The sequence below is a fragment of the Actinophytocola sp. genome, from assembly GCF_050699935.1.
Taxonomy (GTDB): domain Bacteria; phylum Actinomycetota; class Actinomycetes; order Mycobacteriales; family Pseudonocardiaceae; genus Actinophytocola.
Window position 1 is genome coordinate 58,820 of sequence record NZ_JBOHGB010000009.1, and the last position, 14,619, is coordinate 73,438.

Genomic DNA, 14,619 nt, shown 5'->3' on the forward strand with positions numbered 1-14,619 from the left:
GTTCGGTCAGTCCGTGGCGTCGGCGACCGTCGTGGCCACGAAGACGCCCACGGAGCGCGCGCCGTCGGGCCGCAGGGCCGGGTCGGCCCGGCGCTCCCGGAACTTGGCCGTCAGGTCACGCACGGCCGAGCGCAGCTCCTCGACCTCCTCGGGTGTCATGAACACCTTCGAGTTGTCGACGCCCACCACCTGCCACTCCTGCGGCAGCAGGTGCGCGGTGAGGTGCCGCTCCTTGATCTGGTTGAGCACGTAGTCGAGGAACGCGCCGGACGCGGCCCAGGCGGCGTTCGCGGTGTCGCCCTCCAGCTCGTCGACGCGCAGCTGGAAGTCCTCCCGCACGACCCGCCACGGCTTCTCCCGCCCCTGACCGCCCTCGGCCTTCTCCACGTAGCCGTACTTCGCGAGCGTGTTCAGGTGGTAGGAGCAGTTCGCCACGCTCTCGCCCGTCTCCTGTGCGCACTGCGTCGCGGTCGCGGTGCCCTCCCGGCCCACGATCTCGAGCAGCTGCCAGCGCAGCGGGTGGGCGAGCGCACGGAGCGCCTTCGGGTCGGTGATCCTCGGCAGTGCTTCGGCCATGCATGACAAGCTACCTTGCTAAGCACTCCTTTAGCAAGAGTTCTTTCTAAAGAGTCCTTGTGACGGCGCCCGTCGCCGGTAGGACGCGCTCGTGGCCGAGGAGCCGCTGGAGCTCCGGGTCGGTGGGAAGCCGCTCGCGGTCACGATGCGCACGCCAGGCCACGACATCGAGCTGGCACACGGCTTCCTGCTCACCGAGGGCGTGCTCGGCGCCGCCGGGGACGTGTCGACCGCGCGTCTACCGCGATGGCGTGGACGAGGCGGGCCGCACCTACAACGACGCTCGGCGAAGGCGTCGCGCCACCGGACGACGTGGAGCGCGACTTCTACTGACGACCTCGTGCGGGGTGTGCGGCAAGGCGGCGCTGGACGCGGTCCGGCTGCGGACCCGGTTCTCCCCGGCCGGCGACGACTGCAAGGTTCTGCCGAAGACGCTCGTGACCCTTCCCGACCTGCTGCGCGAGCGGCAGCGGGTGTTCGAGTCCACGGGCGGCCCGCACGCGGCCGGCATCTTCGCCGTGGACGGCGAGCCGCTGGTCGTGCGGGAGGACGTCGGCCGGCACAACGCGGTCGACAAGGCCGCCGGCTGGGCGCTGCTGGACGGCCGGGTCCCGCTGGGCGGCACGGTGCTGATGGTGTCCGGCCGGGCGTCGTTCGAGCTCGTGCAGAAGGCCGTGCTGGTCGGCATCCCCGTGCTCGCCGCGGTCTCGGCGCCGTCGTCGCTCGCGGTGGAGCTGGCCGAGGAGCAGGGCGTCACGCTGGTCGGCGTTCTGCGCGGGAGCAGCATGAACGTCTGCACGCGGCCCGAGCGGATCATCGGTTCGTGATCATTCGGGTGTGCTTGTCGCGCACCCACCCGAGCACCGCCGGCCAGGGCCCGTAGCCGGCGACGGTGTCGAGATGCGCACCACCGGGGATGACGTCGAGGTCGACCTTCAGCCGCGCGGCCATCTCCACGGCGTCGTCGGTCCCGCAGGCCTCGTCGTCGTCGCCGACCACGAGCTGGGTCCAGCCGGCGGCCCGGCGCACGCCGGCGGCGTCCAGCGGGGCGGGGGTGAAGCCGTGCACGTCGGGGTGCTCCCAGCGCGGACCGAGCGGGGCGACGAGCAGCACGCGGTCGAACCGCAGCGCCCGCTCGGCGTGATCGCGGGTGAGCCGGGCGGCGTGGTGCAGCCAGAGCGCGGCTCCCGCGGAATGGGCGAGCACCACGCGCTCGTCGTGCTCGCCCACGGCGACCTCGAGGTGGTGGCGCAGCTCCGCGAGCCAGACCTCGAGATCGGGCCGGCCGGGGTCGGTGAGCTGCGGGACGTCGACGGTGCCGCCGAGGTTGGCGAGCTCGCCGGCGAGCCAGCTCTGCCAGTGCCCCGGGCCGGATCCGGTGTGCCCGTGCAGGAGCAGGACGTACGGCAGCATGGTTCATCCTTGCACCGACGACCGCTAGGGTGCGGCGTGCCTACTTTCCCGGCCCCGGACCAGGTGTCGCTCCACTACGACGTGCACGGCGACGGCCCGCCGCTCGTCGCGATCGCCGGTGGCGCCGCGTGCCACCCGAGCTATCTCGGCGACCTGGCCGGGCTCCCCCGCCGGCTGATCGTGCCGCACCTGCGTGGCGTCGGCCTGTCACCGGCGCCGGACGAGCCGGAGAAGGGGGCGTACTGGCGGCAGGCCGCGGACATCGACGCCCTGCGCGAGCACCTGGGCCTCGAACGGCTCGTGCTCACCGGGCACTCGGCTGGCACTCGGCTGGCGATCTCGTACGCGGCCCAGTACCCGGAGCGGATCGAGCGGCTTCTGTTGATCACGCCGCCGCTGGAGCCGCCGGGCTACCTCGTGGACGTCCCGTCGGACGCGGACGCGCTCATCGAGGCCCGGCGGGTCGAGCCGGAGTTCAGCGCGGCACTAGCGGCGCGCGAGGCCGGGCCGGACCTGTCGGACGAGGAGACGAGTGCGGCGAAGTTCAACGAGTGGCAGCGGGCGTGCGCGCCGTTCGGCTATGCGGCGTGGACGGCCGTCGAGCAGGACCACGCGCGGACCATGCACTACTACCTGCCGGCGGCGCGGGCGTACTTCAGCGTCGACCCGCCCGCGGACCTCGCCGAGCGGCTCTCGGCGGTGCGGGCACCCGTGCTGGTGATCGGTGGGGCGCAGGACTGCACGACCGGGATCGCCCCGGTGATGACGCTGGCGAGGCTGTTCCCCGCGGGCGACGTGGTGATGCTCGACCGCTGCGGCCACTTCCCATGGGTGGAGCGGCCCGCCGAGTTCCGGCAGGCCGCGGAGACGTTCCTGGGTTAGGCCGACTTCTCGCGGCGCTCGCGGCGGGACGGCTGGCGCGCCACGATCGTCGGGTTGACGTTCTCGCGGACGGTCTGCTCGGTGACGACGACCTTGGCGACGTCGGTGCGGCTCGGGATGTCGTACATCACCGGCTGCAGAACCTCCTCCATGATCGCGCGCAGGCCACGGGCGCCGGTGCCGCGCAGGATGGCCTGGTCGGCCACCGCCTCCAGCGCGGTGTCGGTGAACTCCAGCTCGACGCCGTCCATCTCGAAGAGCTTCTGGTACTGCTTGACCAGGGCGTTCCGCGGCGCGGTGAGGATCTGCACGAGCGACGGCTTGTCGAGGTTCGTCACGCTGGCCACGACCGGGAGCCGGCCGATGAACTCGGGGATCAGACCGAACTTGATCAGATCCTCGGGCATGGTGTCGGCGAAGAAGTCGGTCGTGTCGATCTCGGCCTTGGAGCGGATCTCGGCGCCGAAGCCCAGGCCCCGCTTGCCGATCCGGTCCTGGATGATCTTCTCCAGCCCCGCGAACGCGCCGGCCACGATGAACAGCACGTTCGTCGTGTCGATCTGGATGAACTCCTGGTGGGGGTGCTTGCGGCCGCCCTGCGGCGGCACGCTCGCGGTGGTGCCCTCCAGGATCTTCAGCAGCGCCTGCTGCACGCCCTCGCCGGACACGTCCCGGGTGATCGACGGGTTCTCGCTCTTGCGGGCGATCTTGTCGACCTCGTCGATGTAGATGATCCCGGTCTCGGCCCGCTTGACGTCGTAGTCGGCCGCTTGGATGAGCTTGAGCAGGATGTTCTCGACGTCCTCACCGACGTAGCCGGCCTCGGTCAGCGCGGTGGCGTCGGCGATCGCGAACGGCACGTTGAGCAGCTTCGCGAGCGTCTGGGCCAGGTAGGTCTTGCCGCAGCCGGTGGGGCCGAGCAGCAGGATGTTGGACTTGGCCAGCTCGACGGGCTCCTCGCGGGAGTCGCGGCCCTCGCGCGTCTCCGGCCGGGCCCGGTCGCCCGCCTGGATGCGCTTGTAGTGGTTGTAGACCGCGACCGCGAGCGAGCGTTTGGCGTCGTCCTGGCCGATCACGTACTGGTCGAGGAAGTCGTCGATCTCGGCCGGCTTGGGCAGCTCGTCGAGCTTGACGTCGCCCGCCTCGGCCAGCTCCTCCTCGATGATCTCGTTGCAGAGGTCGATGCACTCGTCGCAGATGTACACGCCGGGGCCGGCGATGAGTTTCTTCACCTGCTTCTGGCTCTTCCCACAGAAAGAGCACTTCAGCAGGTCTCCGCCGTCACCGATACGCGCCATGACCGCTGACCTCTGTCCCCTCCGGCATGCTCCGTGGAGCACGCCTGGCTGTGTGGCCGGAACGAACCTCCAGTGCAGTGTCGCGCACTGCTCTCCAGGCCCGGTCGTGTGCCTGTTGCCCTCGACGGTACCTGCCAACCCCCACTCAATGGGAGAACCTACCCATCGAGTTGTCGGATTCGGCCGATCAGGTGCCCCGCCCGCACGGGGCCGTGACCGCCCTCCGATCAGGGTTCGGACGACGCCTCACGGCCTGGTCGCGGAGAGCTTCCGGTACGACAACACCTCGTCGACGATGCCGTAGTCCTTCGCCTCGTCGGCAGTGAGAATCTTGTCGCGCTCGATGTCGGCTCGAATGTCGTCGGCCGACTTGGTCGTGTGCCGCGCCAGGGTCGACTCCATCAGCCGGCGGACCCGCTGGATCTCGTTGGCCTGGATCTCCAGATCCGACACCTGGCCGTAGACGCCCTCCATCGCGGGCTGGTGGATCAGCACTCGGGCGTTGGGCAGGGCGTAGCGCTTGCCCGGGGTGCCGGCCGCGAGCAGCACGGCCGCCGCCGAGGCCGCCTGGCCCAGGCAGTAGGTCTGCACGTCGGGACGGGCGAACTGCATGGTGTCGTAGATCGCCATCAGCGAGGTGAAGGAGCCGCCCGGGGAGTTGATGTACATGATGATGTCGCGGTCCGGGTCGACCGACTCCAGGTAGAGCAGCTGCGCCATCACGTCGTTCGCCGACGCGTCGTCGATCTGCACACCGACGAAGATGATCCGCTCTTCGAACAGCTTGTTGTAGGGGTTGGACTCCTTGACCCCGTAGCTGGTCCGCTCCACGAAGGAGGGCAGCACGTACCGGGACTGGGGCGCGTAAAGGTCGCTCACTTCTCAAGTCTCCTAGGTCTGGCGCTCAGCCACGGCTGCCGTTGTTGGACTGCACCCGGGTGACCACGTGGTCGACGAAGCCGTACTCGCGGGCCTCGTCCGCGGTGAACCAGCGGTCGCGGTCGGCGTCGGTGGTGATCCGCTCGACGCTCTGCCCGGTCTGCTCGGCGGTGATCTCGGCCATCTCCCGCTTCCACTTGCCGAGGATCTCGGCGCGGATGGCGATGTCGGACGCGGTGCCGCCGACACCGCCGGAGGGCTGGTGCATCATGATTCGCGCGTGCGGCAGGGCGTAGCGCTTGCCGGGGGTGCCGGACGAGAGCAGGAACTGGCCCATCGAGGCGGCCATGCCCATCGCCCAGGTCGCCACGTCCGGCTCGATGAGCTGCATCGTGTCGTAGATCGCCAGGCCCGCGGTGACCGAGCCGCCCGGCGAGTTGATGTAGAAGGTGATCTCCTTCTCCTGGTCCTCCGCGGCCAGCAGCAGCAGCTGGGCGGTGATCCGGTTCGCGATGTCGTCGTCCACCTCCGACCCGAGGAACACGATGCGCTCCCGGAGCAGCCGCTCGTACACCGAGTCGTTCAGGGTGAGCCCTGCGGTCGTCGACCGCATCATGGGCGTCGTCCGCAGTGGTTGCGTCACGTCTGCCTGCTTTCGCTGGTTATGACCTTGGTCTGTCTCACGTTCGACATTAACGAAGGTGGGCATGACGACATGCCCTGGACGGCTCGAGTTCGCTCAGAGCGTCACTGGTCCGCATTCGCGGAAGCGGGCTCCTCCGCGGCCTGCTCCGACCGCGGGGCGAACAGCTCCTCGAGGTCCACCGTGTTGCCCGACGCGTCGGTGACCGTGGCCAGGCGCACGACCGAGGCGAGTGCCTTGCCGCGCCGGACGTCGGCGAAGATCGCGCCGAGCTGGCCGGACTGCTGGGCGCGCTGGACGTACTCGTCCGGGCTGATGCCGAAGCGCTGGGCCTGGTAGATGATCCGCTCGGTGAGCTCGTTGTCGTCGACGTTGACGTTCTCCGCGTCGGCGATCGAGTCGAGGACCAGCTGGGTCTTGACGGCCTTCTCGGCGTCCTCGCGGACCTCGGCGTCGAACTCCTCGCGGGTCTTGCCCTGGGAGGTGAGGAACTCCTCGAGGCGGGCGTCGTCGTGGTCGAAGGAGTGCACCGCGTCGTGCTCGCGGACCTCGACCTCGGAGTCGACGACGCTGTCGGGCAGCGGGACGTCGGTGACCTCGAGGAGGGCTTCGAGGACCTTGTCGCGGGCCTGGACGCCCTGCTGCATCCGCTTCACGCGGGAGAGGCGCTCGCGCAGGTCGCCGCGCAGCTCGTCGATCGTGTCGAACTCGCTGGCCAGCCCGGCGAACTCGTCGTCCGGCTCGGGCAGCTCGCGGACCTTGACGGTGTTCACCGTGACGGTGACCTCCGCGTCGCGGCCCGCGTGCTCGCCGGCGACCAGCTTGGTGGTGAAGGTCTTCGACTCGCCGGCCGAGGCGCCGATGATCGCCTCGTCGATGCCCTCGATCATCTCGCCGGAGCCGACCTCGTAGGACAGGCCGGAGGTGTTGGCCTCCTCGACCTCCTCGCCGTCGACCGTGGCACTCAGGTCGATGGAGACGAAGTCCCCGTTCTCGGCGGGCCGGTCGACCCCGGTCAGCGTGCCGAAGCGGGCCCGCAGCTCGTCGAGCTGCTCGTCGACTTCGTCGTCGGTGAGCTCGACGTCGTCCACCGTGACGGCGAGCTCGCCGAACGCGGGGACCGCGATGTCGGGGCGGACATCGACTTCGGCGGTGAACTCCAAGGTCTCCCGGTCCTCCAGCTTGGTGACCTCGATCTCGGGGCGGCCGAGGACCCGGACCTCCCCCTCGGTGACGGCTTCGGAGTACTTGGCCGGGATCGCCTCGTTGACGACCTCGTCGAGGATGGGCGCGCGCCCGATGCGCTGCTCGATGACGCGAGCGGGCGCCTTGCCGGGCCGAAAGCCCGGGATGCGCACCTGGTTCGCGATCTTGCGGTAGGCGCGGTCGAAGTTCGGCCGGAGCTCGTCGAACGACACCTCGACGTTGATCCGGACCCGCGTGGGGCTCAGGTGCTCGACGGTGCTCTTCAACGTGATCTCCTAGGGCTGGTGTGACTGACACGCCCACGGCAGACCGCGCCGCGGGGTCGCTCGCGAGTCTATGGAACTCGCCAGGTCCCGGGCGCGCGGGGGCACGCCTCGGTGGTCGGGCTGACAGGATTTGAACCTGCGACCCTCCGCTCCCAAAGCGGATGCGCTACCAAACTGCGCTACAGCCCGCTCCCCACATGTCCTATGCCAGCCCGGCCTCCGGCCGAACCTCCAGTCCAGGGGATGCCACGACAGCGTATCGCGGCGCGCTAGGCTGTTTCGGCAGGCGCCACCGCGGGTGTAGCTCAATGGCAGAGCCCCAGCCTTCCAAGCTGGTCATGCGGGTTCGATTCCCGTCACCCGCTCCACTCCTCCCCCGCAGGTCAAGCCATTGCGGACCGTCCCACATGGACATCAATTCTTGTCGTTCCCTCGCCGCGTGCGGATCTCGACGATGCCGTGATCCGAAGCGCCGTCGGTGGTGGCGCGAAGGATCATCCCCACGCAGCATCACACATCGCCCGACAGGCCGTCTGTGTCACGGGATCCGTAGGGTGGCCGCGTGCCTTCTCGTAAGAGCCGGCGGGCCTCACGGCCTCAGGTCCGGAAAGGCCCGTCCTCGGACGACGCGCACGCCATCGTGTACTTCAAGCGCCATCCGGAAGACGATCCCGCCGAGACAGCGCCAGGGCGGGAATTCCTCCGCAAGGCGTGCCCACTCGGCGTGCGCGCCAAGTTCAACGCCGTACTCAACGCCGTCGCGGCGGCTCCTCCGAAGCGGTTCGTCGGGGGGTGGCGCGTGGGAGGCGATGCACGGCGACATGACCGGATGGTTCGAGGTCCGGAAGGGCGGCCCAGGCCGGCGCCATTACCGGCTCTTCTGCCTCCTCGACTACGAAGCCGAAGGCCAGGACAAGCCACTGCTCGTCGTCATCGACGGCCGCGACAAGCCGTTTCGGACCGAGCTGAGCCAGGCCGACTACGCCGCCGTGCGCGCACTGGGTGAGGAGTACCGGAAGCGGAACCCGCGCTCCATCTCCTGAGGCCGCTCAGACGCCAACCGGGCGCTTGCCATCGATCTCTCGCGCCAACTTCTCCGGCTCCTTCGCCGTGCCCGAGCGGAGCGTCTCCGCCACCCGCTCGCGTTCGTCGTCGGCCATCGGAACCAGTGCCACCCTCAGCCCGAGCGCGGCCGCCACCTCGGCCACCGTGCCGATCGTGGGGTTGCGGTGCCCAGGCGACAGCAGGCGACGAATCACGGCCGGCTCCGCACTGATCGCACGCGCCAGCTCGGCCTTGGACAGCCCCAGGGCCATCCGGGCGTCGTCGAGGTCGTTGACGAGGCGGTCGACCGTCTCGACCCGGAGGCTCTCCGTGAGGTACGCGCGCAGGAACTCGGGGTCCTGCAAATCCTCGACCAGGTCGTCCCAGTACGTGGTCGGAGCAGTCGACATGGCACTCCACCTCCTCGCCCAGCAGCGTAGCATAAATGCTACACACGTGTCGGTGGCTCGAACGGTGGAAGGCGGCCACGTGCGGTCCGGCTGGAGGTGGCGACGGACCTCGGCCAGCGCCTGCGACTGCCGAACGGATGTCCTTTTTGGACGGAACTGCGCTCCGCGAGCGCGCAAGAGCGCGCCCCGGGCCGGAAAAGTCCGCCTCCGACAACGCGCACGCCATCGTCTACTTCAGACTCCGCGCGTCGGCCAGGTCGTGACGAGGCGGTCGACGGTCTGGACCCGAAGGCTCTCGGTCACCGCGTCAGGCTTGCCAGGGCGGACTCCGCGGCGACGCGGCGGGCGGCGGACAGCTCCGGACCGACGTGGCGCAGGAACGACGACACGAACCGGGCACGCAGCTCCGGCGGGTCGTACGGGCGGTTCAGGAAATTGAGGTCCGTGTCGAACAACATCCGGATCGCCACGAGCGGTACCGGGCTCGCCATCGACGGGAACGCCGAGTGCGCGCTGGGCGTGGAGTTGCCGGGATACGCGGGCCCGGGCAGCAGCCCGTCCTCCACGAACTCCAGCTTGACCCGCCGCGCCACGTCCCCGAGAAGCTCGCACGTCTTCTCCTCCGGCAGGTTCGGGAACGTCACCACGAGCGCCTTCTGCGACCCGGTCGACCTCGTGTGCGGCTGCCGCGCCACGAACGGCGCCCGGAAGGCGTCGAGACCCGCGGCGACGGCCTCCTCGGTCGGCTCGGCGGTCCGCACCTGGCCGAACCACAACGTGTCGGCGTCCAGTGCGCCGCGGACGTACGGGCACACCGCCCCTGGTCTGCCCATCTCCGGGTGCGGCCGGGTCAGGTACACCTGCGTCCACGTCAGCGCGGCCACCAGGTCCGGCATCGTGTCCGCGCGCTCCAGCACCTCGTGCACGCTGTACATCCGCAACGGGTCCTCGGTCACGGCGCCCCTCCACTCGCTCGACGACCTCGCGCTCGGCGGGCCGCTCGACACCGCCGCAACCCCGGGCATACCACGCCGTCGGCCGTCCCGTTAGGTCTGAACGTCGGACGTTGCTCATAGGGCAACGATCCACGGCGAACTAGACTCGGGCCACATGGAGATTCTCGGGAAGTCCGTCCTGCTCACGGGTGCGACCGGCGGGCTGGGCCAGGCCATCGCCCGGCGGTTGCGTGCCGAGGGCGCCACGCTGACCCTGACCGGCCGCCGCGCGGACGTGCTCGAGCCTGTCGCCGCCGAGGTTGGTGCCACGGCGGTCGTCGCGGACCTGTCCGACGCGGACGACGTCGCACGCGTCGCGGACATCGACGTCGACGTGCTCGTGGCCAACGCGGGCCTGCCCGGGGTCGGCGAGCTCGAGTCGTACTCCGCCGACGAGATCGACCGAGTGCTCGCCGTCAACCTCCGCGCACCGATACACCTCGCGCGCAGCCTCGGCGAACGGATGCTCGCCCGTGGACAGGGGCACATCGTCCTCATGTCCTCGATCTCCGGGAAGTCGGCCACGCCCGTCAGCTCGCTCTACAACGCGACCAAGTTCGGCCTGCGGGGGTTCGCGCTCGCGCTCCGCCAGGACTGGGAGCCGCATGGCGTCGGCGTCAGCTGCGTCAACCCCGGGCCGATCTCCGACGCCGGCATGTTCCACAAAGGCGGCGGCGAGCTGCCCGCGGGTGTGCGGGCGCGCACCCCGGACGACGTCGCGGACGGGGTGGTGCGCGCGATCCGCGCGAACCGCGCGGAGGTCGACGTCGCGGCCCCGGTCATCCGCGCGGGCGCCTGGCTCAGCCTCGTCGCCCCGCAGACGGCCGCGAAGCTGGGCCGGTTCGGGGGCACGGAACGAGTCGCGCGCCAGCTCGCCGACGGGCACGCGGGCAACCGATGAGCCCGTTCGTTCACCGGCTACGGGTGCGCTACAGCGAGTGCGACCAGCAGGGCGTCGTGTTCAACGGGCAGTACCTGTTCTTCTACGACGTCGCGATCACCGAGCTCTTCCGCGCGAGGATCGGGCCGTACCAGCAGATCGTCGACCGCGGGTACGACATCGTCGTGGCCGAGGCACGGCTGCGGTTCGCCGAGGGCGCGCGTTTCGACGAGGAGCTCGACATCGAGATGCCGATCGAGCACCTCGGTACCACGAGCATGATCGTGCGGCCCGTCTTCCGCGTGGGCGAGCGGCTGATCGCGGACGGTGAGGTGCGGCACGTGTGGGTCGACCCGAAGACCCTGAAGAAGACGCCGATGCCCGACGACTTCCGCACGGCGCTGTCGAGCTAGCGGGCCCGGCGCGCGTACTCGACCTCCAGCACCGGCCGGCCGTCCCCGAAGTCGCGCTCCCGGGTGTGGCCGGTCTCGGTGAACCCGAACGACTCGTAGAAGTGCCGCGCCCGGTTCGCGCCGGCCATCGTCCACAGGCGAACGCGCCGGAACCTGGCCTCCCGCAACAACTCCCACGCCTTGTCCAGCACCGCCGCCGCCACCCGGCGACCCCACACGTCGGGATGCGCGAAGCAGTCGAAGATCTCCCCGTCCGGCGAGCCTTCGCTGTGCGGACCGAAATGGACGAACGCGACGACGTTGCTCCCGCGCTCGGCGACCAGCACCGTGTTCCGCGCGTGTGCTCGGCCGACCATCCGGTGTGACCACAGGGTGCGCCGCTGCTCGACGAGCGTGCGCAGCCAGTCCGCCTCGAACAGGTCGCGGTGCGCCACCCGGAACGCCTCCGCGTGCACCTCTCCGATCGACGCCGCGTCCGCCGCGGTGGCCTCGCGCACCAGCACCGGCAGGTCCACCCTCATGGGGGACAAGAATACGGTTGTCTACCGGTGAGTGACCACCTGTCGGCGCAGTGTCACAGTGGAACCATTCGCGCCTGGACGGGCGTGGTTCGCTTCCCCAGCCAGGAACTCCCGGCGTAGCGTGCCCGTTGTCGTGACGAAAGGTGTATTTCGGAAGGGGTGCCATGGTCACCGTCATCGTGATCATCGTGTTGATCCTGGCCGTGGTCGTGCTCGGCACGACGTTCGCGCGGAACCAGGCCAATGCCAGGCAGCAGCAGCTGGAGGACGCGAAGGCCGAGGCCCGCCGCTGGGTCGAGCGGCTCGGTGGCCAGGTGATGAACCTGATCGGCACCGACGAGGCGTCCAAGCAGGCGCTGGCCGACGCCTCGGAGCGCTACACCGCCGCGGGCTCGCAGATGGAGCAGGCGAACACGGCCGAGCAGTGCCGCCTGGTCACGAAGACCGCGCTGGAGGGCCTCTACTACGTACGCGCGGCGCGCACCGCGATGGACCTGGACCCGGGTCCGGAGCTGCCGGCCGACCCCGAGCGGGAGCGCGCCGGCAAGGTCAGCGAGGACCGCCGCGTCACCGTCGAGGGCCACGACTACGAGGCCTCGCCGGAACCGGGCGACCGCACGACGCACTACTACCCCGGCGGCCGCGTGGCCGGGCGGCCGGTGCCGCAGGGCTGGTACAGCGAGCCGTGGTGGCGCCCCGCCCTGGTCGCCGGCGCGTGGGGTGTCGGGTCGATGTTCCTGTTCAGCGCCATGTTCTCCGGCATGTACGGCATCCCGGACGCGGCCGCCTGGGAGGCCGGCTACGACGCGGGCCAGCAGGAAGCCATGGAGGGCGGCGACGCCGGTGACGCTGGTGACGGCGGCGACATGGGCGGCGACATGGGTGGCGACTTCGGTGGCGACATGGGTGGCTTCGGCGGGGACTTCGGCGGCTTCTAGCCGGGCGCCTGGCACGTGGGGCACCAGTAGAGGTTGCGGCCGGCGAGCTCGGTGGTCGCGACCTCGGTGCCGCACAGCAGGCAGGGCAGGCCGTGCCGGCGGTAGACGTAGACCTCGCCGCCGTGCCGGTCCTGGCGTGGCGGGCGGCCGGTGACCTCGGGCAGGTGCTCGTCGCGGACCGTGTCGATCCGGCCGGTGCGCACCCCCTTACGCATCAGGACGACGAGGTCCGCCCACATGTCCGTCCACAGTGCACGGTCGAGCCGCTTGCCGGGCAGCATCGGGTCGACCCCGTGCCGGAACAGGACCTCGGCGCGATAGACGTTCCCGACGCCGGCGAGCACGCCCTGGTCGAGCAGGAGGACGGCGATCGGCAGCCGCGAGCGGGACAGCCGTGCCCAGGCGCGGTCTGGATCCGCGGTGCGGCGTAACGGGTCCGGCCCGAGCCTGGCCAGCACGTCGTTCATCCGCGCGGTGTCGACGAGGTCGCAGATCGTCGGCCCGCGCAGGTCGGTGAAGTGCGTCTCGCCGACCATCCGCATCCGCACCTGGCCGACCGGCGTCGTGACGGGCAGCGGCTGCTCGCGGAACGTGCCGATCAGTCCGAGGTGGACATGGACGATCGCGTCCGGGCCGTATACGTGGAAGAGATGCTTGCCGTACGCCTCGGCCCGGCGCAGCACTCGACCGTCCACAACGGACGCGGCGGTCGTGAAGCGACCCTGCGGGCTGGTGACCTCGACCGGCCGGCCGGTGAAGAGCTTCTTGTGCAGCCGGGCGAGCCGGTGCAGCGTGTGTCCTTCTGGCACTAGCCGGGCAGCCTCGGTGGCTCGCCGGTGCGCTCGTACTCGTCGAGCATGCGGATCCGCCGGGCGTGCCTCTCGTTGCCGGAGAACGGGGTGGCGAGGAACGTGCTGACGATCTCGACCGCCTCGCCCGGGCTGTGCATGCGCGCGCCGATGCCGACGACCTGGGCGTCGTTGTGCTCGCGGGCGAGCGTGGCGGTCTCGACGTTGTAGGCGAGCGCGGCGCGGCAGCCGGCGACCTTGTTGGCCGCGATCTGCTCGCCGTTCCCGGAGCCGCCGATGACCACGCCGAGGCTGCCGGGATCCGCGACCACGCGGCGTGCCGTCTCGACGCAGTAGGGCGGGTAGTCGTCGTCGGCGTCGTAGGCCGCGGGGCCGACGTCGATCACCTCGTGACCGGCCGACGTGAGGTGCTCGGCGAGGTGTGCCTTCAGCTCGAAGCCCGCATGATCGGATCCCAGGTAAACGCGCACGACGGCATTCTGCCAGCGTGGCAAGATCGTCCGGTGACCGTGTACGCACAGGACACCTTCGACCTGCGACTGGAGTGGGACCGCGACGGTGTGGCGGCGCTGGGCCCACACTGCGCGGTGCTGATCGTCGTCGACGTGCTGGTGTTCTCCACGACGGTCGACATCGCCCTGGGCCGCGGCGGCCGGGTGCTGCCCCTGCCCTGGCGCGACGAACGAGCGGCCGAGGCGGCACGGGCGGCGGGGGCGGTGCTGACGCACAGCGGCCTCACGTCGATCGAGGGCCACACGCCAGCCGACGGACCGGCGGACCGGCACGTGGACGAGCGGGGTGGACGGGTCGGCGGTTGGTCGACGCCGGTCGCGGACGGGGCGGCGCGGGAGTGGACGTTGCGGCCGTCGTCGCTGGTCGAGTTGCCGGCGGGGACGTTCCTGGCGATCTCGTCACCGAACGGGGCCACCCTGTGCGCCGCGGCGGCCTCGACCGGTGCCACGGTGCTGGCCGGGTGCCTGCGGAACGCCTCGGCGGTCGCCGCCGCGGCGGTGCAGAGCGCCGGCGACGCCCCGATCGGCATCGTGCCGGTCGGCGAGCGGTGGCGGGACACCCCGGATAGGCGCCTTCGGCCGGGGATCGAGGAGATCCTGGGCGCCGGGGCGATCGCGGACGCGATCATCCGCCTGCGGCGCGGGACCGGTGCGGGAGCGGGCACGCGGGGCGAGACCAGCGCCGCGGCGGTACCGGCGAGGGCGGGAGCGCGGCCGTGGCAGGTGTCGGCGGAGGCAGAGGTGGCGGCGGTGACCTACCGGGCCGTGGCCGGGCGGGTCGGGGAGTTGCTCGCCACCTCGGTGTCGGGGTTGGAGTTGATCGCGGCGGGGGTGGCAGAGGACGTCCGCCTCGCCGCTCAGGTCGACGCCAGCTCCGTCGTTCCCCTGCTCACCGACGGCGTCCTGGTAGCGCGCTGAGCGAAGGTGCCCAGCG

Annotated in this window: 17 protein-coding genes, 2 tRNA genes and 1 pseudogene; 8 read left to right on the plus strand and 12 right to left on the minus strand. The window is 70.6% G+C overall.

Going from position 1 to position 14,619, the window contains the following annotated elements:
- Positions 1–6: 6 nt before the first annotated feature.
- Entirely contained in the window at positions 7–576 is a 570-nt protein-coding gene (locus ACRDTB_RS05990) for an ArsR/SmtB family transcription factor (protein ID WP_431428949.1), read from the minus strand.
- Between the two features lie 82 nt (positions 577–658).
- Here ACRDTB_RS05990 and fdhD point away from each other — a divergent pair.
- Positions 659–1,403, plus strand: a pseudogene (gene fdhD, locus ACRDTB_RS05995) (formate dehydrogenase accessory sulfurtransferase FdhD); the annotation flags it as partial.
- On the opposite strand, the gene ACRDTB_RS06000 reads toward fdhD, so the two are convergent.
- Positions 1,390–1,989 carry an RBBP9/YdeN family alpha/beta hydrolase gene (locus ACRDTB_RS06000; protein ID WP_431428950.1) on the minus strand — a complete coding sequence of 200 codons (600 nt, stop codon included), beginning with the start codon at positions 1,987–1,989 and terminating at the stop codon, positions 1,390–1,392. The pseudogene fdhD and the gene ACRDTB_RS06000 overlap by 14 nt on opposite strands.
- A gap of 36 nt (positions 1,990–2,025) precedes the next feature.
- Between ACRDTB_RS06000 and ACRDTB_RS06005 the strand changes: the two genes are divergently transcribed.
- Positions 2,026–2,871, plus strand: a complete 846-nt coding sequence (locus tag ACRDTB_RS06005) for an alpha/beta fold hydrolase (RefSeq protein ID WP_431428951.1) — start codon at positions 2,026–2,028, stop codon at positions 2,869–2,871.
- Here the strand turns inward: ACRDTB_RS06005 and clpX are convergent.
- From clpX to ACRDTB_RS06030, 5 genes are all read right to left on the minus strand, one after another.
- Positions 2,868–4,169, minus strand: coding sequence for an ATP-dependent Clp protease ATP-binding subunit ClpX (gene clpX, locus ACRDTB_RS06010; RefSeq protein WP_431428953.1), 1,302 nt, complete (start codon positions 4,167–4,169; stop codon positions 2,868–2,870). The two genes, ACRDTB_RS06005 and clpX, sit on opposite strands and share 4 nt — an antisense overlap.
- A gap of 246 nt (positions 4,170–4,415) precedes the next feature.
- The gene (locus ACRDTB_RS06015) at positions 4,416–5,048 is read right to left on the minus strand and encodes an ATP-dependent Clp protease proteolytic subunit (RefSeq protein WP_431428954.1); all 633 of its coding nucleotides are present in this window, start codon (positions 5,046–5,048) and stop codon (positions 4,416–4,418) included.
- A gap of 25 nt (positions 5,049–5,073) precedes the next feature.
- On the minus strand, positions 5,074–5,664 hold the full coding sequence (locus ACRDTB_RS06020) for an ATP-dependent Clp protease proteolytic subunit (protein ID WP_431428989.1): 591 nt from the start codon (positions 5,662–5,664) through the stop codon (positions 5,074–5,076).
- 131 nt (positions 5,665–5,795) lie between these two features.
- Complete coding sequence (gene tig / locus ACRDTB_RS06025; protein ID WP_431428955.1) at positions 5,796–7,163, minus strand: trigger factor; 1,368 nt, start codon at positions 7,161–7,163, stop codon at positions 5,796–5,798.
- Positions 7,164–7,275: 112 nt separating this feature from the next.
- Positions 7,276–7,352 (minus strand) — tRNA-Pro (locus ACRDTB_RS06030).
- A 105-nt stretch (positions 7,353–7,457) separates the two neighbouring features.
- On the opposite strand from ACRDTB_RS06030, the gene ACRDTB_RS06035 reads away from it, so the two are divergent.
- Together ACRDTB_RS06035 and ACRDTB_RS06040 are read left to right on the plus strand one after the other, a co-directional pair.
- Positions 7,458–7,531, plus strand: a tRNA-Gly gene (locus tag ACRDTB_RS06035).
- Positions 7,532–7,984: 453 nt separating this feature from the next.
- The gene (locus tag ACRDTB_RS06040) at positions 7,985–8,206 is read left to right on the plus strand and encodes a hypothetical protein (protein ID WP_431428956.1); all 222 of its coding nucleotides are present in this window, start codon (positions 7,985–7,987) and stop codon (positions 8,204–8,206) included.
- Between the two features lie 6 nt (positions 8,207–8,212).
- Here the strand turns inward: ACRDTB_RS06040 and ACRDTB_RS06045 are convergent, their stop codons facing one another.
- Both ACRDTB_RS06045 and ACRDTB_RS06050 read right to left on the minus strand, forming a co-directional pair.
- Entirely contained in the window at positions 8,213–8,617 is a 405-nt protein-coding gene (locus tag ACRDTB_RS06045; RefSeq protein ID WP_431428957.1) for a DNA-binding protein, read from the minus strand.
- Positions 8,618–8,916: 299 nt separating this feature from the next.
- Entirely contained in the window at positions 8,917–9,573 is a 657-nt protein-coding gene (locus ACRDTB_RS06050) for a DUF6875 domain-containing protein (protein WP_431428958.1), read from the minus strand.
- A gap of 154 nt (positions 9,574–9,727) precedes the next feature.
- Between ACRDTB_RS06050 and ACRDTB_RS06055 the strand changes: the two genes are divergently transcribed.
- The gene (locus tag ACRDTB_RS06055) at positions 9,728–10,513 is read left to right on the plus strand and encodes an SDR family NAD(P)-dependent oxidoreductase (protein ID WP_431428959.1); all 786 of its coding nucleotides are present in this window, start codon (positions 9,728–9,730) and stop codon (positions 10,511–10,513) included.
- Complete coding sequence (locus ACRDTB_RS06060; RefSeq protein ID WP_431428960.1) at positions 10,510–10,905, plus strand: acyl-CoA thioesterase; 396 nt, start codon at positions 10,510–10,512, stop codon at positions 10,903–10,905. Before ACRDTB_RS06055 ends, ACRDTB_RS06060 begins: the two co-directional genes overlap by 4 nt.
- On the opposite strand, the gene ACRDTB_RS06065 is transcribed toward ACRDTB_RS06060, so the two are convergent.
- Complete coding sequence (locus ACRDTB_RS06065) at positions 10,902–11,426, minus strand: N-acetyltransferase family protein (RefSeq protein WP_431428961.1); 525 nt, start codon at positions 11,424–11,426, stop codon at positions 10,902–10,904. The two genes, ACRDTB_RS06060 and ACRDTB_RS06065, sit on opposite strands and share 4 nt — an antisense overlap.
- A gap of 164 nt (positions 11,427–11,590) precedes the next feature.
- Between ACRDTB_RS06065 and ACRDTB_RS06070 the strand changes: the two genes are divergently transcribed.
- Positions 11,591–12,364, plus strand: a complete 774-nt coding sequence (locus ACRDTB_RS06070; protein WP_431428962.1) for a hypothetical protein — start codon at positions 11,591–11,593, stop codon at positions 12,362–12,364.
- Here the strand turns inward: ACRDTB_RS06070 and ACRDTB_RS06075 are convergent.
- Positions 12,361–13,173 carry an Fpg/Nei family DNA glycosylase gene (locus ACRDTB_RS06075; protein ID WP_431428964.1) on the minus strand — a complete coding sequence of 271 codons (813 nt, stop codon included), beginning with the start codon at positions 13,171–13,173 and terminating at the stop codon, positions 12,361–12,363. The two genes, ACRDTB_RS06070 and ACRDTB_RS06075, sit on opposite strands and share 4 nt — an antisense overlap.
- Positions 13,173–13,643, minus strand: coding sequence for a ribose-5-phosphate isomerase (locus tag ACRDTB_RS06080; RefSeq protein ID WP_431428965.1), 471 nt, complete (start codon positions 13,641–13,643; stop codon positions 13,173–13,175). The genes ACRDTB_RS06075 and ACRDTB_RS06080 overlap by 1 nt, the downstream gene beginning before the upstream one ends.
- 33 nt (positions 13,644–13,676) lie before the next feature.
- Here ACRDTB_RS06080 and ACRDTB_RS06085 point away from each other — a divergent pair, with 33 nt between their 5' ends.
- Complete coding sequence (locus tag ACRDTB_RS06085; protein WP_431428966.1) at positions 13,677–14,603, plus strand: 2-phosphosulfolactate phosphatase; 927 nt, start codon at positions 13,677–13,679, stop codon at positions 14,601–14,603.
- The last annotated feature ends 16 nt before the right edge of the window (positions 14,604–14,619 follow it).

What these genes read in the sequence shown, in the direction of transcription:
- ACRDTB_RS05990 (WP_431428949.1), bottom strand. Translation starts at nt 576, where the DNA reads ATGGCCGAAGCACTGCCGAGGATCACCGACCCGAAGGCGCTCCGTGCG.
- ACRDTB_RS06020 (WP_431428989.1), bottom strand. Translation starts at nt 5,664, where the DNA reads ATGATGCGGTCGACGACCGCAGGGCTCACCCTGAACGACTCGGTGTAC.
- ACRDTB_RS06070 (WP_431428962.1), top strand. Translation starts at nt 11,591, where the DNA reads ATGGTCACCGTCATCGTGATCATCGTGTTGATCCTGGCCGTGGTCGTG.
- clpX (WP_431428953.1), bottom strand. Translation starts at nt 4,169, where the DNA reads ATGGCGCGTATCGGTGACGGCGGAGACCTGCTGAAGTGCTCTTTCTGT.
- ACRDTB_RS06060 (WP_431428960.1), top strand. Translation starts at nt 10,510, where the DNA reads ATGAGCCCGTTCGTTCACCGGCTACGGGTGCGCTACAGCGAGTGCGAC.
- ACRDTB_RS06000 (WP_431428950.1), bottom strand. Translation starts at nt 1,989, where the DNA reads ATGCTGCCGTACGTCCTGCTCCTGCACGGGCACACCGGATCCGGCCCG.
- ACRDTB_RS06045 (WP_431428957.1), bottom strand. Translation starts at nt 8,617, where the DNA reads ATGTCGACTGCTCCGACCACGTACTGGGACGACCTGGTCGAGGATTTG.
- ACRDTB_RS06055 (WP_431428959.1), top strand. Translation starts at nt 9,728, where the DNA reads ATGGAGATTCTCGGGAAGTCCGTCCTGCTCACGGGTGCGACCGGCGGG.
- ACRDTB_RS06065 (WP_431428961.1), bottom strand. Translation starts at nt 11,426, where the DNA reads ATGAGGGTGGACCTGCCGGTGCTGGTGCGCGAGGCCACCGCGGCGGAC.
- ACRDTB_RS06040 (WP_431428956.1), top strand. Translation starts at nt 7,985, where the DNA reads ATGACCGGATGGTTCGAGGTCCGGAAGGGCGGCCCAGGCCGGCGCCAT.